General features: G+C 62.6%; 20 protein-coding genes, 1 tRNA gene and 2 pseudogenes. 15 read left to right on the forward strand and 8 right to left on the reverse strand.

Annotated elements, in window-relative coordinates:
• Positions 1 to 62 precede the first annotated feature (62 nt).
• Positions 63 to 548, reverse strand: a complete 486-nt coding sequence (locus MTX21_RS27470; protein WP_280967782.1) for a (2Fe-2S)-binding protein — start codon at positions 546 to 548, stop codon at positions 63 to 65.
• 335 nt (positions 549 to 883) lie between these two features.
• On the opposite strand from MTX21_RS27470, the gene MTX21_RS27475 reads away from it, so the two are divergent.
• Positions 884 to 2,923, forward strand: a complete 2,040-nt coding sequence (locus MTX21_RS27475; RefSeq protein WP_280967783.1) for a HAMP domain-containing methyl-accepting chemotaxis protein — start codon at positions 884 to 886, stop codon at positions 2,921 to 2,923.
• Positions 2,924 to 3,265: 342 nt separating this feature from the next.
• Positions 3,266 to 5,299, forward strand: coding sequence for a HAMP domain-containing methyl-accepting chemotaxis protein (locus MTX21_RS27480; protein WP_280967784.1), 2,034 nt, complete (start codon positions 3,266 to 3,268; stop codon positions 5,297 to 5,299).
• A gap of 81 nt (positions 5,300 to 5,380) precedes the next feature.
• Here MTX21_RS27480 and MTX21_RS27485 read toward each other — a convergent pair whose 3' ends face one another.
• Positions 5,381 to 5,773 carry a DUF3175 domain-containing protein gene (locus MTX21_RS27485; protein ID WP_280967785.1) on the reverse strand — a complete coding sequence of 131 codons (393 nt, stop codon included), beginning with the start codon at positions 5,771 to 5,773 and terminating at the stop codon, positions 5,381 to 5,383.
• Between the two features lie 182 nt (positions 5,774 to 5,955).
• Here MTX21_RS27485 and MTX21_RS27490 point away from each other — a divergent pair, with 182 nt between their 5' ends.
• From MTX21_RS27490 to MTX21_RS27505, 4 genes are all read left to right on the forward strand, one after another.
• Entirely contained in the window at positions 5,956 to 7,440 is a 1,485-nt protein-coding gene (locus MTX21_RS27490; protein ID WP_280967786.1) for an MFS transporter, read from the forward strand.
• Between the two features lie 3 nt (positions 7,441 to 7,443).
• Positions 7,444 to 8,271 carry a trehalose-phosphatase gene (otsB, locus tag MTX21_RS27495; RefSeq protein WP_280967787.1) on the forward strand — a complete coding sequence of 276 codons (828 nt, stop codon included), beginning with the start codon at positions 7,444 to 7,446 and terminating at the stop codon, positions 8,269 to 8,271.
• Between the two features lie 176 nt (positions 8,272 to 8,447).
• Positions 8,448 to 8,606 (forward strand): hypothetical protein, encoded by a 159-nt coding sequence (locus tag MTX21_RS27500; RefSeq protein WP_280967788.1) that lies wholly within the window; start codon positions 8,448 to 8,450, stop codon positions 8,604 to 8,606.
• A gap of 17 nt (positions 8,607 to 8,623) precedes the next feature.
• Positions 8,624 to 10,087 (forward strand): trehalose-6-phosphate synthase, encoded by a 1,464-nt coding sequence (locus MTX21_RS27505; RefSeq protein ID WP_280967789.1) that lies wholly within the window; start codon positions 8,624 to 8,626, stop codon positions 10,085 to 10,087.
• Positions 10,088 to 10,256: 169 nt separating this feature from the next.
• Here MTX21_RS27505 and MTX21_RS27510 read toward each other — a convergent pair whose 3' ends face one another.
• Positions 10,257 to 10,598 (reverse strand): hypothetical protein, encoded by a 342-nt coding sequence (locus MTX21_RS27510; RefSeq protein WP_280967790.1) that lies wholly within the window; start codon positions 10,596 to 10,598, stop codon positions 10,257 to 10,259.
• Between the two features lie 197 nt (positions 10,599 to 10,795).
• Here MTX21_RS27510 and MTX21_RS27515 point away from each other — a divergent pair.
• Positions 10,796 to 10,885 (forward strand) — tRNA-Ser (locus tag MTX21_RS27515).
• A 162-nt stretch (positions 10,886 to 11,047) separates the two neighbouring features.
• On the opposite strand, the gene MTX21_RS27520 is transcribed toward MTX21_RS27515, so the two are convergent.
• Complete coding sequence (locus MTX21_RS27520) at positions 11,048 to 11,824, reverse strand: LysR family transcriptional regulator substrate-binding protein (RefSeq protein WP_280967791.1); 777 nt, start codon at positions 11,822 to 11,824, stop codon at positions 11,048 to 11,050.
• 413 nt (positions 11,825 to 12,237) lie between these two features.
• Between MTX21_RS27520 and MTX21_RS27525 the strand changes: the two genes are divergently transcribed.
• Genes MTX21_RS27525 through MTX21_RS27540 form a run of 4 tightly spaced genes read left to right on the forward strand, consistent with a single transcriptional unit; the run spans position 12,238 to position 16,030 of the window.
• Complete coding sequence (locus tag MTX21_RS27525) at positions 12,238 to 13,359, forward strand: ABC transporter substrate-binding protein (protein WP_280967792.1); 1,122 nt, start codon at positions 12,238 to 12,240, stop codon at positions 13,357 to 13,359.
• Between the two features lie 58 nt (positions 13,360 to 13,417).
• Positions 13,418 to 14,392, forward strand: coding sequence for an ABC transporter permease subunit (locus MTX21_RS27530; RefSeq protein ID WP_280971171.1), 975 nt, complete (start codon positions 13,418 to 13,420; stop codon positions 14,390 to 14,392).
• A gap of 5 nt (positions 14,393 to 14,397) precedes the next feature.
• The gene (locus MTX21_RS27535) at positions 14,398 to 15,198 is read left to right on the forward strand and encodes an ABC transporter ATP-binding protein (protein ID WP_280967793.1); all 801 of its coding nucleotides are present in this window, start codon (positions 14,398 to 14,400) and stop codon (positions 15,196 to 15,198) included.
• Positions 15,199 to 15,217: 19 nt separating this feature from the next.
• On the forward strand, positions 15,218 to 16,030 hold the full coding sequence (locus MTX21_RS27540) for a methyltransferase domain-containing protein (RefSeq protein WP_280967794.1): 813 nt from the start codon (positions 15,218 to 15,220) through the stop codon (positions 16,028 to 16,030).
• 287 nt (positions 16,031 to 16,317) lie between these two features.
• Here the strand turns inward: MTX21_RS27540 and MTX21_RS27545 are convergent, their stop codons facing one another.
• Genes MTX21_RS27545 through MTX21_RS27555 form a run of 3 tightly spaced genes read right to left on the reverse strand, consistent with a single transcriptional unit; the run spans position 16,318 to position 17,999 of the window.
• Positions 16,318 to 16,509, reverse strand: coding sequence for a hypothetical protein (locus MTX21_RS27545; RefSeq protein WP_280967795.1), 192 nt, complete (start codon positions 16,507 to 16,509; stop codon positions 16,318 to 16,320).
• A 31-nt stretch (positions 16,510 to 16,540) separates the two neighbouring features.
• On the reverse strand, positions 16,541 to 17,392 hold the full coding sequence (locus MTX21_RS27550) for an alpha/beta hydrolase (RefSeq protein ID WP_280967796.1): 852 nt from the start codon (positions 17,390 to 17,392) through the stop codon (positions 16,541 to 16,543).
• A gap of 28 nt (positions 17,393 to 17,420) precedes the next feature.
• Complete coding sequence (locus MTX21_RS27555; protein ID WP_280967797.1) at positions 17,421 to 17,999, reverse strand: TetR/AcrR family transcriptional regulator; 579 nt, start codon at positions 17,997 to 17,999, stop codon at positions 17,421 to 17,423.
• Positions 18,000 to 18,214: 215 nt separating this feature from the next.
• On the opposite strand from MTX21_RS27555, the pseudogene MTX21_RS27560 reads away from it, so the two are divergent.
• The 4 genes and pseudogenes from MTX21_RS27560 to MTX21_RS40115 all read left to right on the forward strand — a co-directional run bounded on the left by MTX21_RS27560 (position 18,215) and on the right by MTX21_RS40115 (position 23,082).
• A pseudogene (locus tag MTX21_RS27560) lies at positions 18,215 to 19,341 on the forward strand (efflux RND transporter periplasmic adaptor subunit).
• Positions 19,341 to 22,451: an efflux RND transporter permease subunit gene (locus MTX21_RS27565; protein ID WP_280967798.1), complete on the forward strand. Its 3,111-nt coding sequence runs from the start codon at positions 19,341 to 19,343 to the stop codon at positions 22,449 to 22,451. The pseudogene MTX21_RS27560 and the gene MTX21_RS27565 overlap by 1 nt, the downstream one beginning before the upstream one ends.
• Before the next feature lie 15 nt (positions 22,452 to 22,466).
• Positions 22,467 to 22,598, forward strand: a pseudogene (locus MTX21_RS40110) (TetR family transcriptional regulator); the annotation flags it as partial.
• A gap of 301 nt (positions 22,599 to 22,899) precedes the next feature.
• On the forward strand, positions 22,900 to 23,082 hold the full coding sequence (locus MTX21_RS40115; RefSeq protein WP_341511631.1) for a hypothetical protein: 183 nt from the start codon (positions 22,900 to 22,902) through the stop codon (positions 23,080 to 23,082).
• Between the two features lie 25 nt (positions 23,083 to 23,107).
• On the opposite strand, the gene MTX21_RS27575 is transcribed toward MTX21_RS40115, so the two are convergent.
• Positions 23,108 to 24,883, reverse strand: a complete 1,776-nt coding sequence (locus tag MTX21_RS27575) for a caspase family protein (protein ID WP_280967799.1) — start codon at positions 24,881 to 24,883, stop codon at positions 23,108 to 23,110.
• Positions 24,884 to 24,923: the final 40 nt, after the last annotated feature.

The following is a 24,923-nucleotide window of genomic DNA, read 5'->3' on the forward strand; positions in this document are numbered from 1 at the left end:
AATTGTTGTCCGCCCTTTTCATCGAAAGTGGCGGTGGTTTTTTCGTTTCGAGGCGGGCCGCCCTACTCGGCGGCCTGCGCAACCTTCATGCGGCCGGCCGCGTCCAGCACGGCTTTGACGATGTTGTGGTAGCCGGTGCAGCGGCAGATGTTGCCTTCAAGCTCGTGGCGGACGGTGGCTTCGTCGAGCTGGCCACCATAGCGCTGCACGATGTCGATTGCCGACATGATCATGCCCGGCGTGCAGTAGCCGCACTGCAGGCCGTGATTGTCGCGGAACGCGGCCTGCATCGGATGCAGCTCGTCGCCCTTGGCGATGCCCTCGATCGTGGTGACGTGGGCGCCGTCGGCTTGGCCCGCCAGCATGGTGCAGGATTTCACCGCCCGGCCGTCCACGTGCACGACGCAGGCACCGCACTGGCTGGTGTCGCAGCCGACATGGGTTCCGGTGAGATTGAGGTGATCGCGCAGGAGATGGACCAGCAGCGTGCGGTCCTCGACGTCGACAGCAACAGCCTTGCCGTTCACCGTCAGTTTGACTGTAGACACGTGAAGTCCTCCCGGAATGATTTTGATTGTTTCTAATTAGAGACAGCGACCCGGAACTTTGCAACTAGGATTTTGGTCGCCCGCGTCATGGAAAGGTCACCGATCAAGAAGACGGCGCAATGATTTGCGCTGCCCGTGCCGGCACTCCTAACGAGTGGGTCGGCGAGCTTGGGATGCCAGCGGTCACCGCATCCGTCGTCCGTTGGCCGACAAAGCCGAACGCCGCTCTAGTGTGCCAAATTTACCGCCCTTTATCGATTCTGCCCTAGTTTTACGCATCCGGTCAGGGGGCGGGGCGCCCCCGGATCGCGGCTGAATAGAAAATGGGGGTTGGAATGTCCGGGCGTATCGCGTCGCCGTCTAAGCGCACAATATTTCCGACCCTCAGGTTCCGCGCCAAAATCATCCTCGGCTTCGCCGCGGTACTGGTGATTTCCGCCGGCAGCATGGCCTTCTCTTATTTCGGCTTCGAGCGGGTGTCGTCCGGGGTCGGCTCCTACCGCACCAGCGTCACGGAGGCCGATCTCGCCCGCAATATCGATCGCGAGCTGCTCGCCTATCGTTCGGCGGTCCGCTATTTCGTCGTCACCGGCAAGGAAGACGACGCCAAGGCGGCGCTGGAGGCTGAAGCGAGCCTGAAGGGCGCCATCGACCGGGCGCTCAAGGGCGCCAAGAACGCGGCCCGGCAGGAGAGCCTCAACAAGCTCGCCAAGGAGTTCTCGAATTTCTCCGCAACTTTCGCCAAGGTCCTCCAGGCCAAGCGCGACAGCGCGCTCCTGGTGCAGAACCAGCTCACGCGCAACGCCAACCTCCTGAAGTACAAGCTCGACGACATCGGCAACAACGCCTCCGACGCCGAAGCGCAATCGATCGAGTTCGGGACCAAGCAGGTCAACGCCCAGTTCCAGACCGCCAGCGCGGCTGCGACCAACTTCGTGCTGACGTCCGACCAGGCGATCGCCACCAGCGCGCTGGCGCGGCTGAAATTCGTCGAGAATTCGCTGGGCGCGGTCTATTCCATGGACGACAAGATCGTCGCCGGCCTGAAGGACGCCAAGGCGTTGCTCGGCGCCTATCGCGAAGCGCTGGACAAGCTGATCGCGAACGCCAAGATGGTCGATGAGCTCGTCACCGAGATGAGCGGCTCCGCGGGTGCGATCCTGCAGGGCGCCACCGCCATGAAGGCGGACCTTGTCGCCGAGCAGCAGCGCCTGGATTCGGAGTCGGAAGCCACCATTGGGCAGACCGAGCATTTGATCCTGATGCTGGCCATTGGCGGCACCCTGCTCGGTGCGGTTCTCGCCTTCCTGCTCGGCACCGGCATTTCGCGTCCGATGATCGCGATGTGCAAGGCGATGCGGGAATTGGCGTCCGGCAATTTCGACGTCGTGCTGCCCGGCCTCGGCCGCAAGGACGAGATCGGCGAGATGGCCGGCGCGGTCGAGGAGTTCAAGATGCAGGCCGTGGCCAAGGCCGAGCGCGATGCCGCGGCCGGCGAAGCCCAGAACAGGGAGCAGGCGGCCGCCCGCCGGTCCGAGCTGATCCGCTTCGCCGATGATTTCGAGAGCGCAGTCGGCGCCATCGTCTCCAACGTCTCGGCCTCCGCCGTGCAGCTCGAATCGGCCGCCTCGACGCTGACCCGCACCGCCGAGACCACGCAGGCCTTGTCGAGCCAGGTCGCCGGTGTCTCCGAGCAGGCCTCGAGCAACATGCAGTCGGTCGCGACCGCGACCGAAGAGCTATCGGCCTCGGTCGAGGAGATCGGCCGCCAGGTCCGCGACTCCAGCCGCATCGCGGAAGCCGCGGTGGTGCAGGCCAAGGAGACCGACGGCCGCATCGGCAAGCTGTCGCATGCCGCACAGCAGATCGGCGAGGTGGTCAAGCTGATCACCGCAATCGCCGAGCAGACCAATCTTCTGGCGCTCAACGCCACCATCGAGGCGGCGCGCGCCGGCGAGGCCGGCCGCGGCTTTGCCGTGGTTGCGAGCGAAGTGAAGTCGCTGGCAAGCCAGACCGCGAAGGCCACCGACGAGATCTCCTCGCACATCGCAGGGATGCAGGGCGCGACCGCCGAATCGGTTGCCGCCATCAAGGAGATCGGCGCGACCATCGGCCAGATCTCGACGATCGCGACCTCCATCGCCAGCGCGGTGGAGCAGCAGGGCGCCGCGACGCAGGAGATTGCCCGCAGCGTCCAGAACGTGGCGCAAGGCACCCAGGCCGCCGCCACCGACATCGGCCAGGTCAACCGCGGCGCCGCCGAGACCGGCTCGGCTTCGGAAGAGGTGCTGAACTCGGCCAAGTCTCTCTCCACCGAGAGCACCCGCCTGCGCGCCGAGCTCGACCGCTTCATGGGGAATATCAGGGCGGCTTAGCGCTCGGACCGCGCGAAGTACTCCGCCATCGTCCTGGCGAAAGCCAGGACCGCCGCGCGAGCGCTTGCGCTCGTCGCGATTACCCCAGGAAGTAGTTGCGGCGCGAGCAGGTAACCCCGAGTCTTCGCCAAACTGCTCCCTATGGTTATGGGTCCTGGATCAGCGCTACGCTTGTCCAGGACGACTTGAGGATCCTGATCGGTCGCCGCGTCACCTAACCGCAAGTTGCGGTGCCGCAAATTTACCGCGGCTTATCCTTTGCTCCGTAACGTGCTGTCGAGTCGGCAAGCGGGCTGCTTGCCGGCTGCGCCTGGTTTTCCGCGAATGGAATGGGGTGGGGGAATGTCGGTCAAGTCAAAGTCGAGCACATCGAAGCTGCCAACGCTGCGCTTTCGCGCAAAGATCATCCTCGGGTTCGTGGCGGTGCTCGCCATCCTCGCCGTCAGCATGGCCTTCGCCTATTTCGGCTTCGAGCGGATCGCCGGCGCCGTGACCTCCTACCGTACCAGTGTATCGGAAGCCAACCTCGCACAGACCGTCGATCGCGAGCTGATCGCCTATCAGGGGCTGGCGCGGGCCTATACGCTGACCGGCGCAGCCGATGACGAGACCGCGGCAAAGGCGGCCGAAGACAATCTGAAGGCAGCGATCGCAAGGTCGATGGCGGCGACGACGACCGCCGCACGCCGCGAGCAGGTCGGCAAAGTCGAGGCCGAGTTCCAGCGCTTCACCAAGGTATTCGGCGAGATCATCACGCTGACGCGCGAGAACGGCAAGATCGCGGCGGATGAGCTCAACAGCGTCGGCAACAAGATCCGCTTCAAGTTCGACGATCTCGCCGATACCGCGGCGCTGGCGGGCCTGGGCTCGGTTCAGACCACGGCCAAGGACGTCACCTCGCAATATCTCGCCGTTTCCACCTCAGTCAGCGCCTTCGTCGCCAAGCCGGAGCCGAAGACGTCCGACGGCGTGACCGCGCGCATCAAGTTCCTGGAGACCCTGCTGGTCTCGATCTATGCCAACGATCAGAAGATCACCGACCGGGTCACCGAGATCGGCAACCTCCTGAAGCAATACCGCACCTCGTTCGCCAAGCTGTCGGAGAACGTGAAGGTCATCGTCAAGCTCAACGGCGAAATGACCAAGACCGCGGCATCCATCCTCAAGGCGTCGGGCGAATTGCGGGCGGACGTGACGGCGGACCAGCAGCGCATCGAAGCAAGCGCCAATGCGACCATCGGCGAGACCGAGCGGTTGATGTTGATGATGGCGCTGGGCGGATTGGCCATCGGCATCGTGCTGGCCTTGATGCTCGGCAACGGCATCTCGCGTCCGATGATCGCGATGTGCAAGGCGATGCGGGAATTGGCGTCCGGCAATTTCGACGTCGTGCTGCCGGGCCTCGGCCGCAAGGACGAGATCGGCGAGATGGCCGGCGCGGTCGAGGAGTTCAAGATGCAGGCCGTGGCCAAGGCCGAGCGCGATGCCGCGGCCGGCGAAGCCCAGAACAGGGAGCAGGCGGCCGCCCGCCGGTCCGAGCTGATCCGCTTCGCCGATGATTTCGAGAGCGCAGTCGGCGCCATCGTCTCCAACGTCTCGGCCTCCGCCGTGCAGCTCGAATCGGCCGCCTCGACGCTGACCCGCACCGCCGAGACCACGCAGGCCTTGTCGAGCCAGGTCGCCGGTGTCTCCGAGCAGGCCTCGAGCAACATGCAGTCGGTCGCGACCGCGACCGAAGAGCTATCGGCCTCGGTCGAGGAGATCGGCCGCCAGGTCCGCGACTCCAGCCGCATCGCGGAAGCCGCGGTGGTGCAGGCCAAGGAGACCGACGGCCGCATCGGCAAGCTGTCGCATGCCGCACAGCAGATCGGCGAGGTGGTCAAGCTGATCACCGCAATCGCCGAGCAGACCAATCTTCTGGCGCTCAACGCCACCATCGAGGCGGCGCGCGCCGGCGAGGCCGGCCGCGGCTTTGCCGTGGTTGCGAGCGAAGTGAAGTCGCTGGCAAGCCAGACCGCGAAGGCCACCGACGAGATCTCCTCGCACATCGCAGGGATGCAGGGCGCGACCGCCGAGTCGGTTGCCGCCATCAAGGAGATCGGCGCGACCATCGGTCAGATCTCGACGATCGCGACCTCCATCGCCAGCGCGGTGGAGCAGCAGGGCGCCGCGACGCAGGAGATTGCCCGCAGTGTCCAGAACGTGGCGCAAGGCACCCAGGCCGCCGCCACCGATATCGGCCAGGTCAACCGCGGCGCCGCCGAGACCGGCTCGGCTTCGGAGGAGGTGCTGAACTCGGCCAAGTCTCTCTCCACCGAGAGCACCCGCCTGCGCGCCGAACTCGACCGCTTCATGGGGAATATCCGGGCGGCGTAAGCGCTCGAACCGCGCCACTTGCTCCAATGTCGTGCCGGCCTGCGCCGGGACGACGGCGGAGTTAGATGCGCCGTCCGAGCCTCACTCCCTCCCGAACGCGCGCTTCAACTCCATCTTGGCGCGCTCCAGTCGCGTGCGCTGCGTCTTTGGCAGGGTCTTGCCGGCGCGGTTGATATAGAAGGTCAGCATCGACACCGCCGAGCGATAGGCGCCGGACTTGCGGCGCGAGCTGTGTTCGGCGGAACGCTTCAGTGACGCCGCGATCTTCTTCGGACTCGAGAGCTTGAACACGCCGCGCTTGAGATCGAGCGCGTCGCTTTCCTTCGTCACGCGCTGCGACCAGCGTTTTGGCGCGGCGCGCCTAGCCGTTTTGCGCGCGGTTGTGCCGCGCCTTGCGCTGCTCGTTTTCTTTCGGCGCACCGTCTTGCGCGCACCGCTTTTTCGCGAATGTGTCGTCTTTCTGACCTGAGCCATGCGTCAACTCCTTGCGGCTCCATCGGAAACGGACGGCCTTAGGCAGTGTTCCATGGGAACCTGCCCTTGCTGAAGACGTTGTCGCCGGTGGCAGGCGGAATGCCGCACCCCCATGATCGGACCGACCCCGTCCACAATCTCGTGCCGCGGGGCGGACCGCATCGGTCAGACGCAACAACACAATGGAATTGCAGCAGAGCCCAGCGCTGAATCTTGGTCCTGCGGCCTCGGTAGCAACCGCGTCCGATCGCATCGTCGAGACCAGCATACCTTCACGGCTCGACGCGCTGCCGTGGAGTGGTTTTCACACGCGCGTCGTGCTGGCGCTCGGCATCACCTGGATCCTCGACGGCCTCGAGGTGACGCTGGCAGGCGCGCTCTCCGGCGCGTTAAAGCAGAGCCCGACGCTGCTTTTCTCCAACCTCGATCTCGGCATCGCCAATTCCGCCTATCTCGCCGGCGCCGTTCTCGGCGCGCTCGGCTTCGGCTGGCTCACCGACCGCATCGGCCGCAAGAAACTGTTTTTCATCACGCTCGCGGTTTATCTCTCGGCAACCGCCGCAACCGCGGCCTCCTGGGACATCGCAAGCTACGCGCTGTTCCGCTTCCTCACCGGCGCCGGTATCGGTGGCGAATACACTGCGATCAACTCGACGATCCAGGAGCTGGTGCCGGCGCGCTATCGCGGCTGGACCGATCTCGTCATCAACGGCAGCTTCTGGATCGGCGCGGCGATGGGCGCGGTGGCGGCCATCGTGCTGCTCGATCCCGCTTTCATCGGTCCCGATCTCGGCTGGCGCTTCGCTTATCTGATCGGCGCGACCATCGGCCTTGTCGTGCTGTTGATGCGAATGTGGATCCCGGAGAGCCCGCGCTGGCTGATGATCCACGGCCGTCCCGACCAGGCCCATGCGATCGTCGACGAGATCGAAGGCTCGGTGGTCGGACATCGGCAGGATGACCGCGAAGATTTCGTCAAGGTTCGCCTGCGGATGCGCGACCACACGCCGATCGGTGAGGTCGTACACACGCTGTTTTCGGCGTATCGCCAGCGCGCGCTGGTCGGCCTCGTGCTGATGAGCGCGCAGGCCTTCTTCTACAACGCGATCTTCTTCACCTTCGCGCTGGTGTTGACCGACTTCTACGGCATCAGTGCCGATCATGTCGGCTGGTACATCCTGCCTTTCGCCGCGGGCAATTTCCTCGGCCCACTCCTACTTGGCCGCCTCTTCGATACGCTCGGCCGTCGCACCATGATCATGTTCACCTATGGCGTGTCCGGCCTGCTGCTCGCGCTGTCGGGTTATCTGTTCTCGATCGGCGCGCTCAGTGCGCAGGGCCAGACCATCGCCTGGATGGTGATCTTCTTCTTTGCCTCGCCGGCAGCGAGCGCGGCCTATCTCACCGTCAGCGAGACGTTTCCTCTCGAAGTCCGCGCGCTGGCGATTGCGGTGTTCTACGCGGTCGGCACCGGCATCGGCGGCGTGATCGGGCCGGCGCTGTTCGGCGCGTTGATCGACACCGGCTCGCGCACCAGCGTGTTCGCCGGCTATCTCTTGGGGGCGGTGCTGATGATCGCGGCCGCGATCGTGGCGTGGCGCTATGCCGTCTCCGCGGAGCGCAAATCGCTCGAACATATCGCGCGGCCGCTCGCCTTTATGGAGTAGACTATGAAATCAGACCTTGCGGAAATACCGTTGAGCGACGAACCAACCATACGCGATGACCGGGAAGTGCCGGAAACGGTGCCGGTGCCCCACGCGCTCGTGCCGCATCTCGGCGAGACCGCGATCCTGCTCGACATCGACGGCACGCTGCTCGACCTGATGCCGACGCCGCGCGAGGTCTGGGTACCGCCGGGCCTGTCCGATACGCTCAATCGCCTGGTGGAGCGCACGTCGGGCGCCTTGGCGCTGGTCAGCGGTCGCTCGCTCAACGACATCGACCTGATCTTCGCGCCCGATATCTATCGCGCTGTCGCCGGTCACGGCGCGGAAATGCGCCTGTCCGTGGACAGTGAAGCGGACGACGTGCACGCGCCGCCGCTGGACAAGGAATTGAAGCGCCGGCTGGCTGCGATCGCCAAGCTCAGCCCGGGCATTCTGCTCGAGGACAAGGGCTATTCGCTGGCACTGCACTACCGCCTCGCGCCGCATGCGGAGAAGGCGATCTATGAAGCGGTGTCGCTGATCCGCGCCGACCTGCCCAATGCGCCGATCGAGGTGCTGCCCGGCAAGTTCGTCTGCGAAATCAAGCATTCCGGCTTCACCAAGGCGAGCGGCGTGCGCGAGCTGATGAAGCACGAGCCTTTCAAGGGCCGCCGTCCGATCTTCATCGGGGACGACGTTACCGACGAAACCGTGTTCGCCATCATGCCCGACATGGATGGGCTCGCTTTCTCGGTGGGCCGCCGCGCCATCGGCGTGAGTGGTCACTTCGATGCACCGAGCGACGTGCGTGAGTTCCTCGCGCGTTTGCTCGATGATGCACGAGCCTGATCCGGCCCCGAAGCGCCGCGTCGCGGCGACAAACGCGGAACGCATTTGTGCGGAGATCGTGCTCAAACAACACCTGAGGCGACGTCGACGGTTCGTCGGGCGCTTTAGGTGAAAGCAAGGCAGCGCCACCGCAGAGCCACAATACCTCTCGCGGAGCGCTATGGCGCACGAAATTCATGCTGCGCAACACGACCGCAAAAACTGTCTTTGCAGGCAAATTTCCAGGTTCCGCCGGTAAAAACGGTTCCGTCGCCCGCGCCCGATTTTGGTTTCAATTCGTTGAAACGATGTTCCGGAACCATATTGATGAACATCAGTTAAACGAGGCGGAATGAACAGGAGGGGACGACCTGTGAATCTTGTCGTCGTTTCGAACCGCGTCGCGCGCGGCAAACCTAATGAACCCATGACGGGCGGTCTTGCGGCTGCCTTGCTTCCGGTGGTGGAGCATTCAGGCGCGATCTGGGTGGGTTCCTCGGGTCGCGTGCGCGACGGCCATCAGAAGGAACCGTTCGCCGAGATCGAGGCACTCGGCACGGGTGCCCTGGCGACGCTGGATCTGCCGGCGGCGCATTACGGCGGCTATTACGAAGGTTTCGCCAATTCGGCGCTGTGGCCGGCGCTGCACTCGCGCAGCGACCTGATCCGCGTCTCTCAAGGCGACTATCTCAGCTATCGCGAAGTCAACGCGTTCATGGCGCGCGCACTGCTGCGCTTCCGGAAAACGCGGACCGCGTTCTGGGTGCAGGACTATCATTTCCTCGCGCTCGGCGCGGAACTGCGCGAGCTCGGCGTCGACGATCCGATCGGCTTCTTCCTGCATACCCCGTGGCCGGTGGCCGCGGTAATGCAGGGCGTGCCGAATCATCGTGAGCTGATTACGGCAATGCTGGCCTATGATCTCCTCGGCTTCCAGACCGAGGTGGATCGCCAGAATTTCCTCGGCTATGTCGCCGGCGAGCTGGGCCTCACCGTCGAGGATGGAATCGCGCTCTCGCAGCATGGACGCACGCGCTGCGAGGTGTTCCCGATCGGCATCGATGCGGAGAAGTTCGCGCAGTATGCCGCAAAATCGGTCTCGCATCCTGACGTATCGCGATTGCGCCGCAGCCTCAACGGCGAGCGGCTCGCCATCGGCGTCGACCGGCTCGACTATTCCAAGGGCCTCGTCAACCGCATCAGCGCGTTTGACCGGCTCTGGAGCGAGCAGCCGCAACTCTTGCGCAGCATCTCGTTGCTGCAGATCGCCAATCCCTCGCGCGGCGGCATCGAAGCCTATGGCAATCTCCAGAACGAGGTCGCGCGCCTCGTCACCGACGTCAACGGCCGTCACGGCGAGGTCGACTGGACCCCGATCCGCTACTTGAACAAAGGCTTCAGTCAGGCCGTGCTCGCTGGCCTCTATCGCACCGCGCAGGTCGGTGTGGTGACACCGCTGCATGACGGCATGAACCTGGTTGCCAAGGAGTATGTTGCCGCCCAGAACCCGGCGGATCCCGGCGTGCTGGTGCTGTCGAAATTCGCCGGCGCCGCCAACGAGCTCGACACGGCGCTGCTGGTCAATCCGCATGACATCGACGGCATGGCGCGCGCGATCGCGATCGCGGCCGCGATGCCGCTCACCGAGCGCAAGATGCGCTGGGACGCGATGATGAAGAAGCTGCGCGGCCACACCATCCAGCAATGGTCCGCCGACTTCGTCGCCGAGCTCGAGAAGAGCCGCACCCAGAAAGCGGCCGTCGCGCCGCTCGCCGCCCAACCGCCGCAAGCGCTGCGCTGGCTGAAGTCGGCGATTTCGGGCGTGAGGTTGATCTAGCTCCCAGAACGGCGTGCTCTTACCCTCTCGTCTTGCGGGAGAGGGGGCCTCGCGAAGCGAGGCGGGTCTCCGGGCGTGAATCTCGCGCATCGCATGTGCTGAACTACCCCCTCATCCGATGCGCTGCGCGCGCCAACTTCTCCCACAAGGGAGAAGGGAAGAGAGTGTCTCAATAACAATACGACACGCCATCCAGGATTGCGCAGTTGTGCTTGTTCGGCGCGTTGGGATCGTCCAGCGGCACCGCGCCCTTGCCCTGGCCGACGAACACGCCGGGCCCGACATGCACTGAAGACTTGTTGCCGATGATGACGCTCTGATGCGGCGTCGAGCTCGAGCGCGTGCCGTCCGGCCAGATGATGGCATCGCCCGCAAGCACCCCGCGCCGGCCGTCGTCGCAGCTCACATCGACCCCCTGCCGTGTGCAGATCTGCGCCAGGGCAGGCGCGGCGAAGGTGACGGCAAAGGCTGAGAGCAGGCCCAGCGTGGCGATGGTTTTGCAGATGGTCATGGCGTCCCGAGGTGTGGTTGGCGGTCTGTCCGTGAATCGTCGTGCCAAACCCACCGCTGGTTCATGCGACGGACGACATAAAGTCGCCTCGCGGCGGCTGATATTCTTTTGAAATTACAATGGCTTACGGAAAATTCACCCGATTTTCCTGCAGTCCCTTGCAAAATCATCGCTGCCCCTTCAAGAGAGGGCGCTCCGGAGAGATGGCCGAGTGGCTTAAGGCGCACGCTTGGAAAGCGTGTGTGCGGGAAACCGTACCGTGGGTTCGAATCCCACTCTCTCCGCCAGCGCGTCATCGAATCCTCCGGCCGAATCGCTGGAGAATCATCATTGAGGTGTTTTCACACAGTCTGGACCCAAACGGGACATTGGAAGTGCCGGGGCTCCGCATTCTGGATGGGACAGAATCTTTGCCATCTCGACAGAAATGTTGCGCGGGATCGGCGCTCTCAGCGATTGGGGCGTATCCGGCCCTTTTCGTTGCCGTGAAAACTCCGAGAGACTAATTGCCTCCGCCCACCTGCCTCATTGGTCTTGGTAGGATGTGTGATTGGGAGGATTGTATGCATATAATCGGCCAGCGTTTCGCAAAAGGCGACGGCGTAAGAAGGAAGCCGGCGGCGCCTGTCCCATTGAATTGCAACTCTTTCTCGAATTGGCTTGCGGCCATGCGTTACGCGGACAATTCGCAAAGCGTATCGGTCCGTTCGCTGAAGGGAGGGGATAATCGCCACACCCTGCCCAACCTCCGCCATAGCGAGCAGCGTGTGCGGTGCACGACTCTCGAGCACAATATTGGGCTCGACGTCCGCGAGGCGGCACGCTGCGTCGAACAGCCTTCGGATGGAATAGCCGGGATCCAGTAGCAGCAACGGATAAGAGGCAAGGCGGGTGATGTCTATGAAACCTGCATGGCCTAGCTCTAGGGATGTCGCGCAAGCCGCCAAGGCCTCAGCTGGTGGCAGGACGCGGCTCTCGAAGCGGGGACCCCCTTGTTCAAGTCTGATGCCCACATGAACTTCCCCGCGTTCAAGCATCGCTGTCTGTTCAGCACCGAGTGCTTCAATCAGCTCTACATTTACGTTGGGAAAGCGCTCAGCGTATTGAGGAAGGAATCTCGCCAGCACACTCTCGATCGTGTGCGGTGGCGCGGCGATTTTCAGCACTCCCCTGTCTCCGCGCCGAAGGACCTCCGCGTGTTCGCGGATAGCTTCGAGATCGGTCATTACGCGGCGGCAATCCGCGAGAAGCTGCTTACCTTCTGCAGTTAATACGAGGCCCCGCCCGACACGGTCAAACAGCCTGAGCCCCAACTCCCGCTGAAGATCACCGATTTGTCGCGAAAGCGCGGGCTGTCCAATTCGCAGGCGCACTGCGGCTTTCGATACAGTGCCCAGTTCAGCGACTGCAACAAAGGTTGTTAGGCGCCTCAGATCCATGGTCCAAATTTATGCCTCGCCGGCATGGAATACGAGCACAATTATGCATTGGACGTGGATCCACTCTGGCGGCATGTTTGCCAACAAGCTTGGAATATCGCCTCCGGCATTTCCGGCGAGCGATGCGACCACGAAGATCCGAGCATAAAAGCGGGCTTCTGCTGCACGCCTCTATGAGCGCCTGAGTAGGGAGGATCAGCATGGAGAACAGTAAGAATAGCAGGAATTTCACCACCGAGGGGCGCAAGCCGATTCGACCCTATCTATCCCGTCGGACGGTCCTCGGTCTCGCCGGGGCATTCGGGGTCGCAACGCCGATCGCGATGGTCGGTGGGGCTCGTGCATTGACGGCAGTGAAGAGCGCATCTCTTCCTGATGAACTTCCTCTTTGCCGCACGGCTATGCCAGGGGAAAGGTTATCGGGACCGCAGCGAGCGCTCACACTTGCATGGAATGCGACGTCGATTTGCACGGCGGCGGCCCCTGTCGCAAAGGAACGGGGCATCTTCGCAAAACATAATCTCGACGTTGATTTCATCAATTTCGGTGGTTCGACCGAACAACTCCTCGAAGCGATCGCGACGGGCAAAGCGGATGCGGGCATTGGGATGGCTCTACGTTGGCTCAAGCCGCTAGAGCAGGGATTCGATGTTCGTATCACAGCCGGCGTGCACGGCGGCTGCATTCGGCTGCTCGGGTCCAAGGCTGCCAACATCACGAGCCTGGAATCGCTGCGCGGCAAGACTATTGCCATCAGTGACCAGGCAAGCCCGGCGAAGAACTTCTGCTCCATTGCGTTCGCCAAGATGGGGATTGATCCGGTCAGGGACGTCGACTGGCGCCAATATCCGGCCGATCTGCTTGCGCTTGCCGTTGAGAAGGGCGAGGCTCAGGCACTCACTGACAATGACCCGCGCACCTATCTTTGGCTCAAGGGTGGCAAGCTCAACGAGGTCATGACCAATCTCTCTGGGGAATTTGCCGATCGCATCTGCTGCGTGCTCGCTATCCGAGGAAGTCTGATCCGTAGCGAACCGGCCGCGGCAGGTGCATTGACACGATCAGTACTCGAGGCTGGCGACATGGTCGCTGACCGTCCCGCCGACGCCGCCGCGGCGTACTCGGCCTATGGGGGCAACGGCTCGCTGGACGATCTCGGCGCCATGCTCGCGAGCCACACTCATCACAATCATCCGATCGGGACGGAACTCAAGCGGCAGATCGTATTGTACGCGAGCGAGCTTAAAGAGGTGAACGTGTTCAAGCGAAGCATGGATCCGACGAAGTTCGCAGAACGGGTCTACGTCGACGTCCTAAGCTGAGCGGGCAACAGCCGTGGCGATCAATTCCACCATGGATCAAGTGAGCCGCCCCACAAGGATGGCTCTCGCCCAGCGCCAGAGTTCGATGCGGCGGGCATGGATCCTTGGAATGGCAGCGGCGGCATGGCTCGGAGTCGCCATGCTCACGGGCGTCTGGTCCGACCAGCCGGGAACGGATTGGAGTTACACGGGTGACCTTGCCGCTGCATTTGGTGCGCTCGGCGCTGTGCTCGCATTCGCCACCCTTGCCGGCCCTTGGCTTGGCTGCTTGCCGCGCATGCAGCGCCTCGCACCGTGGATGCTTGCTCTCGCACTGCTTCTCTGTGCTTGGGAGACGGTTACGGCGAAGCTTGGCCTCCTTCCGATGCCATTCTTCCCGCCACCTCAAGCTCTGTTGGAAGTCATAGTTGATGATCGCGTCCGCCTCGTCGAAGGTGTTCTCGCCTCGTTGCGCCTGTTGGCAGGGGGCTATTTTCTTGGCGCCGTGCTCGGTTTCGTCGTCGGCGTGGCCATTGGCTGGTCGAGCGCCGTCGGCTATTGGATCCACCCGGTCTTGCGGCTCGTCGGCCCGCTGCCTGCGACGGCCTGGCTACCGCTTGCGTTCTTTGTCTTCCCATCAAGCCACAGTGCGAGCACGTTTCTGATTGCGCTGGCGACTGGATTTCCGGTTACCGTCCTAACCTGGTCGGGGGTCGCAGGCGTGAGCAAGGCCCATTACGATACCGCACGCACGCTCGGCGCAAACCAAAGCTTCCTCATTCTCAAGGTGACCATTCCGGCGGCGATGCCACACGTATTCGTCGGCCTGTTCATGGGCCTCGGAAACTCATTCGCCGTCCTCGTTATTGCTGAGATGCTGGGCGTCAAGGCAGGTCTTGGTTGGTACCTTCAATGGGCGCAGGGGTGGGCTGCTTATGCCAACATGTACGCCGCACTGCTGATCATGGCGCTCATCTTCTCCAGCTTGATCACCCTGCTTTTCCGCCTGCGTGATCGGCTTCTGGCATGGCAGAAGGGGTTGGTGCGATGGTAGCCCACATGGCAGAGTCGGAACCTGCGCTTCAGGCCGGTATCCCATCGCAGCGGGGAGCCGCGCTCTCGATTCACGAGGTAAGCCATTGTTTCGAGTTGGAGGGACGTCCGCTGCCGGTACTCGAAAGTATCAGCTTGCGTCTCGAGCCTGGAGAGTTCGTCGCAATCCTGGGTCCGAGTGGCTGCGGCAAGTCGACTTTGTTGCGACTGGTTGCAGGGCTCGACTTCCCCACGATCGGCACACTATCCATGGACGGCCAGGCGATTGACGGGCCTGATGCATCCCGCATCATCGTTTTTCAGGACCCAACGCTCTATCCATGGCGCACAGTTTGGAGCAACGTTGCCCTTGGGCTGGAAGCGCGCGGGCTGCTTCGAAGCCATCGCGAACGCGTCGATGACGCGTTGCGACTGGTCGGCCTTGCTTGTTTTCCCACGGCTTATCCACGCCAGCTTTCCGGCGGAATGGCGCAGCGCGCGGCTCTGGCGCGGGCACTGGTCAACGACCCAAAGCTTCTCATTCTCGATGAGCCGCTGGGCCAACTCGATTCCTTGACGCGCATCACCATGCAGGAAGAGCTCGTGCGACTCTGGCAGCGGGCGGGCTTCACTGCGCTTCTGGTCACCCACGACGTGGAAGAGGCCATATTCCTTGCTACTCGGGTCATCGTGCTGAGTGACCGTCCCGCACGTATCAGGGCCGAAGTCGTGAATGCGCGGCCTTATCCGCGTCATCGCGGCGATCCGCATCTGGCAGAGCTTCGGCGTGAAATCATCGGCCATCTGGGGCTTGCCGAGACCTGGTGAGGGCTAAGGGAGCGTCGCTTTGACCGATCTACTCACGCGCATTGAAGATCAGCCGCCCGAGGTGCTGGATGTCATCGCCAGATCGATGAGCATCCGCGCAGCCGAGCCGGCCATGCAATCGATATGCGCACGCTATATGAGGGCAATCGGTGTCCCGGACGCCCACGTGCTCGAGGTCGGCTGCGGCAACGGTGCTGTCACGCAGCTCATCATGCAACACCTGCGCCCAACACGGCTCTTGGGTATCGATCCATCCTCGTTATTCATCAAGATGGCGAACGAAACATTCAACGGTGAGCCACGCGCGTCGTTCGAGCGCGGCGATGCCGCATCTACCGGGCAGCCGGACGCCAGTTTCGATATTGTCATTGCACATACCGTCTATTCCCATTTACTCGACCCCAAAGGTGCATTAGCCGAAGCCTGGCGGGTACTTAAGCCGGGTGGTCAGCTCGTTGTTTTTGACGGCGACTTCGCGACGCTTGGCGTCGCACTGTTCGATGGCGACCCGTTGCAATCGGCAGTGGCCGCGGTGCTGCGCAATATGGTACACGCACCTTACATTATGCGGCGGCTCCCTGTTCTCGCGGCCGCGGCGGGTTTCTGCGTGCAATCGCTGGATCCCCACGGTTACGTGCAGACGACGCACCCCGACTACCTGCTCACTTTGCTCTCGCGTGGAACCAGCGCGGCCGGCCGGGCTGGCGAGATTGGGCAAGCACTGGTGGATGGCTACGACCGGGAAGCGCAGCGGCGCGTTGCCACCGGCACCTTTTACGGATCCATGCTCTTCCTAAGCCTCACCGCGCGCAAGATTGACGATGCGCCATGACCGCTTGTGGCGGCACTTAGCCGACATCTCGAAGCCCCCGCCGTTGCGACGGCAATTGCCTTTCGCTAGTCGCTTGATGGCACTGTTGTCGACCACGGGCCATTTGGTAGGACAGGTTTTTGTCGAAGGCGAATCCCATTTTCCGGCGGTAGCTCAAACGGTGGGTTCGGGTCGAAGAAGGTCGAAAATACTTGATCTTTCAATGAGGATTGACTGACACTCTCTCCGCCAGGGGCGCGATTTCGTGCGTCAAACAACGGGAAATTGGTTTCTCTCGTCCTCGGCGTTCACGATTGCAATTGATGAACACGGTCATCCGGCCCAACCAGTGTTGCTCGGGACTGGATCTGAAGACCTTCAACTTCGCGCTCAAGCTTTGCGACACGATCTTCCAGCCTGAAATTGTAGTCGCCGCGCGGATCGTCCATGCTGAGGGCCTCGGCCCATTCATTCATGCTCTGCCAAAAGCGCTTGAACATCGTTGCGCACTCCTGCGTTTGATCATTGCGGTCATTCTGTCGTCAGTATCACGCGAGCCAGTTCCGACGGATTCTCGACGGCTGAAAAGTGACCGGTATTTTTCAGCGTCACGATTTGCGCGCCAGGGATCTGCGACCGTGTGCGTTCGCGCTCACTGGGCCGAGACCAATCGCTGTCGCCATAAATGAGCGTCACGGGGGCCGCGATCTGCCGATAGTAGTCGCGGGCTTTGCTCCAGGATCGCCAACCTGCCAGCACCTTGCGGGCGGCCCGCTTGTATCCCGAACGGTGGGCGACTTCGTCGAACTCGGCGAGCAGATCGGCCGGCAGTTTGCGGGGGTCGTGATATCCGCCGCCCATGATCTTGCCGAGGATGATCTTGTTTTCGAGCGACGCATTTACCGCGCCGAGAAGCGGGATCTGCAAACTTCCGATGATGAAATTCGCGAGCCAGTTGCCGCGCCTGATGCCGTCGCCGTAGCGGGTCTCGTAATCGTAGGGGTTGATCGCGTAGACCCGCTTCACCCGCTGCGGAAGCGATGCCGCCACCGTGAGCGCCAATGCGCCGCCGATCGACTCGCCGACAATTGTCACCGCCGAGAGATCCAGTTCCTCGATGAAGCGAATGACGGCCCGTCTGAAATAGGGTTCGTCGAAGCTCGCGCTCGGATCGATCGGTGAGTGTCCGTGGCCCGGCAGGTCAATGGCGTACACCGTGTGCGATCCGGCGAGGAGCGGCGCGAGACTGCGGAAATATTCGAGCTGCGTCCGGATGGTATGGATCAGCAGCAGCGGAGGCCCGCTGCCGATCTTTTGAAACCGGACACTCAGCGTGTCCGATATCTTGAGCAGATTTGGTTTGTCGCCAGTCACGCTGAGCATTCGATCTCTCCGTGCTTTGAGGGCGCTTTCAAGCGGGAGCGGCGTTGCGAACCTGTTCGGCCGCCGCATCCAGGATCGCCTGAGCCAGAGCGGGATCGTTGACGACGCGCGATAGCGTCACCGCGCCGACCATCGTCGAAAGAATGGCCATGGCCTTGCTGCTGGACGCCTCGCCGCCGGCGGGATCGAGGAAGCGGCCGAGCACGTCGAGATGCGCCTTGATTCCCCCCTCGAATGCCGCTTTCACATCCGGGCCCTGTCTCGCGGCATCCGCGCCGAGCGCCACGATCGGGCAGCCGTCCATCTTTTCTTCGCGATGGTCGCCACTGAGGTAGAACCCGATCACCGCGCCAAGCGGATCATCAGGCTTCTGCTCGGCCGCGTCCGACCACCGGCGGGAAGCACTCTCCAAGGCACGCTTGGACGCCTCTACCGCCAAATCCTCTTTTGACTCGAACTGCTTGTAGAAGGCGCCCTGGGTTAGCCCGGCGCCCTCCATCAGATCCTTGAGGCCGATGCCATCAAAGCCGCGCTCCCTGAAGAGGCGACTTGCCACATTGATCACGGTTTGCCGGTTCTCCGCGGCTTGAATGCGACTCACGCGCATCGTGGACCTCCATTTTGGATTTCGGTTGAAATCTATATCTCAAATAGAGTGCGAACGCAATCTATCAAGCGGCGCAGGACTGAATCTGGCGCCCCTCGGCCAAAGGGCCGGCTTTATGGAGATCACATTCCCGTCAGCACTCCAATTTAGATTGTGATCGACCTCTACATTAGCTATAGAGGTCGAACGAAATCTAAGTGGTCTGGGAGATGGCAATGAGAAAGAGCAGACTTTTGGTCGTGGCAGGCGTCCTGATCGCGGCGTCGGGAGCCGCTGTCTTCGCCACTCTTGCTATTCCCGCCCAAGAAGCTTCCGCCGCACGCGATCCGAGGCAGGAACCGCCGATGGTCAGCCTGGTGACGGCCGCGCGGGTGAGCGGATCCGAACGCGGTTTCACGGGCACCATAGGCGCGAGGGTGGAAAGCAACCTTGGCTTTCGCGTCGCCGGTAAGATCGTCGAACGACTTGTGAATGTCGGTGAGCAGGTCAAAGCCGGGCAGCCGCTGATGCGGATCGACGAAACCGATCTGCGTCTTGCGCTTACGGCGAAGCGCAACGCCGTCGCCGCAGCGCGCGCAACCGTCGTTCAGACGGATGCGGATGAGCGGCGATACGCCAACCTCGTCAATGATGGATGGACCTCCCGGCAGCGCTACGAGCAGGCGAAGGCCGCATCGGATACAGCCAAAGCGCAGCTCGCCGCCGCCGAAGCCGAAGCGGGGGTCGCCGAGAACCAGGCAACTTACTCCGTCCTGGTGGCGGATGCGGACGGCACCGTCATGCAAACGCTTGGCGAGCCCGGACAAGTCGTCTCCGCCGGCCAGATGGTCGTTCGGCTTGCGCAGTCCGGCCCTCGCGAAGCCGTGGTTGCGCTTCCCGAAACGATGCGACCGGCGATCGGCTCGCTCGCCGAGGCCAGCCTGTATGCGAGGCCAGCCTGTATGGAAGCGATGGACGCCGCTTTACGGCGCATCTTCGCCAGTTGTCGGATTCCGCCGATGCCCAGACCCGCACCTACGAGGCCCGCTATGTGCTCGACGGCGAGGCTGCCGCGGCACCGCTCGGCGCAACGGTCACGATTCGGCTTGCAAGCCAGGAGACGCAACCGGAAGTCCAGGTGCCGCTGGGAGCCGTGCTCGATGACGGCAGAAAGACCGGCGTTTGGGTTTTCGACAGCGCCACCTCGACCGTGCACTTCCGGCCGATCAAGCTGGTGCGCGTGACCAGCGAAACCGCCGTGATCTCCGGGCTGAGCTCGGGTGATTCCGTTGCTTCGCTCGGCGCTCATCTCCTGCAGGAAGGCGCACGCGTCAGGACCGCCTCTCAAGATAGGAGCAACTGATGAGCTTCAATCTTTCCGCGATCGCCGTTCGCGAACGGGCCGTCACGCTATTCTTCATCCTCCTGCTGGCGGCTGCAGGCGCCTACGCTTTCTTCATGCTCGGACGCGCCGAGGACCCCTCCTTCACCATCAAGACCCTGACGGTCACGACGGTATGGCCGGGCGCGACGGCGCGCGAGATGCAGGACCAGGTCGCCGAACCGTTGGAGAAGCGGCTTCAGGAACTGACCTGGTACGACCGGGTGGAGACGACCACACGGCCAGGCTATGCGTACATGACGGTTACGCTGAAGGACAGCACACCGCCATCGAGCGTGCAGGAGGAGTTCTACCAGGCCCGCAAGAAGCTCGGCGATGAAGCCCGCAAGTTGCCGTCCGGCGTGCTTGGACCCTTCGTCAACGACGAATATTCGGACGTGAGCTTCGCCCTTTACGCCCTCAAGGCGAAGGGCATGCCGTTGCGTGAGCTCGCCAGGAAGGCCGAGGTGATCCGCCAAGATCTCCTGCATGTGCCCGGCGTCAAGAAGATCAACATCCTCGGCGAACGTCCCGAGCAGATCTTCGTCGATTTTTCCTATACCAAACTGGCAACCCTCGGCGTATCGGCACAGGATATTATTGCCGCTTTGCAGCGGCAGAATACGGTCACACCCGCCGGTTCGATCGACACCAGGGGCCCGCAGGTCTTCATCCGGATCGACGGCGCTTATGACAGTGTCCAAACCATCGCTGACACGCCGATCGTTGCTGCCGGCCGGATGCTGAAGCTCTCCGACATCGCCGATGTCCGCCGTGGTTACGAGGATCCTCCCACCTACCTCATCCGACACCAGGGTGAGCCCGCCATCCTGCTCGGGGTCGTTATGCAGGAGGGCTGGAATGGTCTCGCACTCGGCAAGGCGCTGGAAGAGAAGTCCGCAGCTATCGCACAGACGCTGCCACTCGGCATGACGCTCGACAAGGTGACCGATCAGGCCGTCAATATCACCTCGGCAGTTGACGAATTCATGCTGAAGTTTGCGATGGCGCTCGGCGTGGTGTTGCTGGTGAGCCTACTCAGCCTCGGCTGGCGCGTCGGTATCGTCGTGGCCGCAGCGGTTCCTCTGACGCTTGCCGTCGTGTTCCTGATCATGCTGGAAACCGGCCGGTTCTTCGACCGCATCACGCTCGGCGCCCTCATCCTGGCGCTTGGTCTTCTCGTCGATGACGCCATCATCGCCATCGAGGTGATGGTGGTGAAAATGGAAGAGGGCATGGACCGCATGCTGGCGGCGGCCTATGCGTGGAGCCACACTGCGGCGCCGATGCTGTCCGGAACACTCGTGACGATCGCCGGCTTCCTGCCGGTGGGGTTCGCGCGCTCGACGGCCGGCGAATACGCCGGCAACATCTTCTGGGTCGTAGGGTTCGCCCTCATCGTCTCCTGGATCGTCGCGGTGGTCTTCACGCCGTACCTCGGCGTCAGGATGCTGCCCGCGATCAAGGCAGTCCAAGGCGGTCACCACGCGATCTACGACACACCCAACTATCGGCGCTTGCGCGGGCTCATCACTTTCGCGGTGCGCCACAAGTTCGTGACCTGCGCCATCGTCGCCGTCGCTTTCGCGCTTTCCGGTGTCGGCATGGGTGCCGTCAAACAGCAGTTCTTCCCGACCTCCGATCGTCCCGAAGTGCTGGTCGAGGTTCGCCTGCCGGAAGGCACCAGCATTGAGACGACGACAGCCACAGTCGAGAAGCTCGAACGCTGGCTGCACGACCAGCCCGAGGCCAAGATCGTCACCAGCTATATCGGTCAGGGCGCTCCCCGTTTCTTCTTCGCGATGGCGCCGGAGCTGCCCGATCCGGCCTTCGCCAAGATCGTCGTGCTGACACCGGACGCGGAAGCGCGCGAGGCTTTGAAGCACCGGCTCCGACAGGCGGTGTCGGAGGGGCTTGCACCTGAGGCCAATGTGCGAGTTACTCAGCTTGTGTTCGGACCCTATACGCCGTTCCCGGTCGAGTTTCGGGTCATGGGGCCTGATCCCGCGCAATTGTACGCCATCTCTGAAAAAGCCCTCGACGTTATGCGTGGCGTGCACGATGTGCGCCAAGCGAATCGCGATTGGGGCAATCGTACGCCTGTGCTCCGCTTTATCCCGGATCAGGATCGACTGAACCTCATCGGCCTCTCGCCTGCGGAAATGAGCCAGCAGCTCCAGCTTCTCCTCACCGGCATCGCCGTCACGCAGGTCCGCGAGGACATCCGCAACGTTCCGATCATGATGCGCAGTGGAGGCGGCGAGCGGTTGGACCCGACGCGTCTGGCGGACTTCTCGCTCATCAGCCGGACCGGCCGACAGATTCCGCTCGACCAGATCGGCCATTCGGAAATCCGTCTGGAAGAGCCGATCCTGAAACGCCGCGATCGCACGCCGGTCATCACGATTCGCTCGGACATCAACGAGGCGACCCAGCCTCCAGAGGTCTCCAAGCAGATCAAGACGGCCCTCCAGCCGCTGATCGCATCTCTACCGGCGGGCTATCGCATCGAGATGGGTGGCTCGATCGAGGAGGCCACCAAGGCCAATGACGCCTTGGCGACTGTCTTTCCCGCGATGATCGCCGCCACCCTGATCGTCATCATGCTTCAGGTGCGATCCTTCTCGATGATGGCCCTCGTCGTGCTGACCGCACCGCTTGGTCTCGTCGGCGTCGTGCCGGTGCTGCTCGCCTTCAACCAGCCCTTCGGTTTCAACGCCATTCTGGGTCTGATCGGACTGGCCGGCATCCTGATGCGCAATACGCTGATCCTGACCGAACAGATCAAGGAAAACCTCGCTGCCGGACTTGACGACTATCACGCCGTGATCGAGGCCACGGTGCAACGCACGCGGCCCGTGATCCTGACCGCACTTGCCGCCGTGCTGGCCTTCATTCCCCTCACGCACTCCGTGTTCTGGGGATCGATGGCCTACACGCTGATTGGCGGCACGGCGGTCGGCACGGTGCTGATTCTGCTGTTCCTGCCTGCGCTCTATGCTGCGTGGTTCCGGATCAAGCCGACGGCAGATCAGGTCCACCAGAATTCGACAGAGCAACCGGAATTACGGCCAGCATTGGCTGCCGAGTAGAGCTCGCTGAATTCGATGAACCGTCCGGTCCGAACGGAAAAGGTTTCCGACGAGGCGCGCGCGAGAATCCTGGAAGCGGCGGAGGAACAGTTTCGCCGCGTCGGTCACCACAGAACTTCGGTGGCCGACATCGCCGCAGGACTCGGCATGAGCCCGGCGAATATCTATCGGTTCTTTCCCTCCAGGGATGCAATCAACGAGGCCATCTGCGGGCGTGTTGTGAACGAGGTTGCTGACATCGCGTATGCGATCGTACGCACGAACGCGCCGGCCAAGGCGAAACTCGACCAAGTCCTGACCGCTGTTCACCACCGCGCCAAGATGATGCTGGTCGAGGCAAGGCCCATGCACGAGTTGATCGTCGCCGCCACGCAGCAGAACTGGCCGATCATCAAGGCGCATAGCGAACGGATGGTGACGATCTTAGAGGCGATCTTTACGGGAGGGCATCGAAGCCGGCGAGTTCAAGGTCGAAGATGCCGCGGAAGCCGCGCGAGCGGTCAAGTGCGCGTTCATCCCGTTCTTCCATCCGATTCTGATCGAGTACTGCGTTCAACACGGCGAAGACAACGAAGCAGGCCTGCGCAGCCATATTCGCTTCATCCTCAGAGCTCTCGGCAAGTCAGGCTAAAGCATGTCCGAGGTCAACAAGATCCTCAGGGCAGGAAGAACGGCATGAATGGCATTCCGCCGCCCCCCTTGTTGTCCGCGCTGGCCTCGGCCTTGGGCTTTGCGGGTCTTGCCGGAGCCTCCTCCCTATCCCTACTCCTGCGCTCGAGCCTGGCGGATGGGGCCTGACGTGCCTTGCGCCTCTCGCATTCGTCGTTGTCATTGACGAAGTAGCCGGCGGCACACGTGATCTTGACGCAGCGATCGCCGTCACGTTTGAGGCCGGATCCGCAAATCAACGGACAAACTCGCGCGGCTTTGAGCTTGATCGCGTCAAGCGCATCGGCGCTCGCGGCCTTGGCATCGAACTTGGTGCCGGCGTTCTGGTTGAACAGCTCAAGCGAGCGCCGGGACGCAGCGTCCCATTCCCCGTTGGCCGATCCTGTGAAGCAGCCAACCCGGCGCAACTCGGTCTGTAGCGATTTTGCAAGCTCGGGCGGCGCCGCTGGCGGCGCGGGCGCTTGCGGACTGGGCAGCGCGGCCACCTTGGCATCCGCATTTGTGTTCGGCTCTCCCGGCCGGTTTGACGCGGAGGGAGCAACCGGTGCGGTGTTCTTTGCGACAGCGGCGGCAATCTCGGCCGCGACACGCCTCTGTTCGGCCTGAGCCGCCTGTTGTTGCGCGGCCTCCTTGGCTGCCTCGGCGGCGGCCCGAGCTTCCTGCGCTGCTTTCAGCTCCGAGGCCGCCTTGGCGAGCTGCGTCTGCTGAGCGCCCTGGTTGACGAGCCGTGCCTGCTCTTGCTCGGCCTGACGCGCTTTTTCGTCTGCCGCCGCACGCTTCTCCTCCGCGTCAATCTTGGCGAGCTGAAGCTTTGCCAGATTTGCGTAGTAGCTGTCCGGATACTGGGCGATGAAGAAGTTCAATGCATCCTTGTTGCCGACCTGCAGCGCAAGCTCGTAGTCGTGCCGCATTTCCGACCGCGGCGTCGCCGCTGAGGCGGCTTCCTTGGCAGTTTCCTTGGCAGCTTCCTTGGCTGGTTCCTTGGCCGGCACCAGCGGCACATCGTCACCGCCAAGCGTGCCGTAAACGTACGGCTCCTGCCGATTGCCGGTTGCTTTCATGACGTCGTCGCGGACGAAACCGAATACCCTGCGCAAATCCAGGCCGGGTGTTCCGATATATTTGACCAGTGCGGCAGCGTAGGGACTGTTCTTGCTGTTGCCGTCCGACGCCGTCGAGCCGGCCTTGGCGGCGAAGGCCACCAGCGTATTCGCTGTCGCCGGCTCAATGCGGGCGAGGCCCCGGCTGATTGCCCGTGAGCCAACCGTTCGCTTCATCTTCTCGGAGAAAGGATTGTTGCGGCAAGCGTCGAGGATCACAAGCCGCAATTGCCTTGCCGGTTCAACGGCCAGCAGGACCCGATCGAGCGAAAACGCCTCGTCGTAGACATCTGTATCGCGCTCTAGCGTGGCATCGATCGGGATCAGGTAGTTCGTGCCCTCGATCTCGATGCCATGACCCGCGTAATAGACGACGGCTACATCCGCGTCGCGCGCCTGGTCGGCAAAATCGCGCAGCGCACGTCGCATCTCGGCCGCCTGAATGTCCAGACGGGTTTGCACAACGTCAAAACCCGCGTTCTTCAGTGTCGCCTCGACAATGACGGCGTCGTTGATCGGGTTTGAAAGCGGCGCCGCGTTCTTATACGCGGAATTGCCTATGACGAGGGCGACACGATTTGCAGCCCATGCCGGCTGACAGAGCAGCAGCATGGCGAGGAAAAAGGAAATTCGGCGCAGTTTCACAAAGCCGTGTGCAGCCATGGCAGTGCTACTGTTGAAATAGTGCCTCTAAATATACGTG

Origin of the sequence: Bradyrhizobium sp. ISRA430 (assembly GCF_029909975.1) — a bacterium.
Classification (GTDB): domain Bacteria; phylum Pseudomonadota; class Alphaproteobacteria; order Rhizobiales; family Xanthobacteraceae; genus Bradyrhizobium.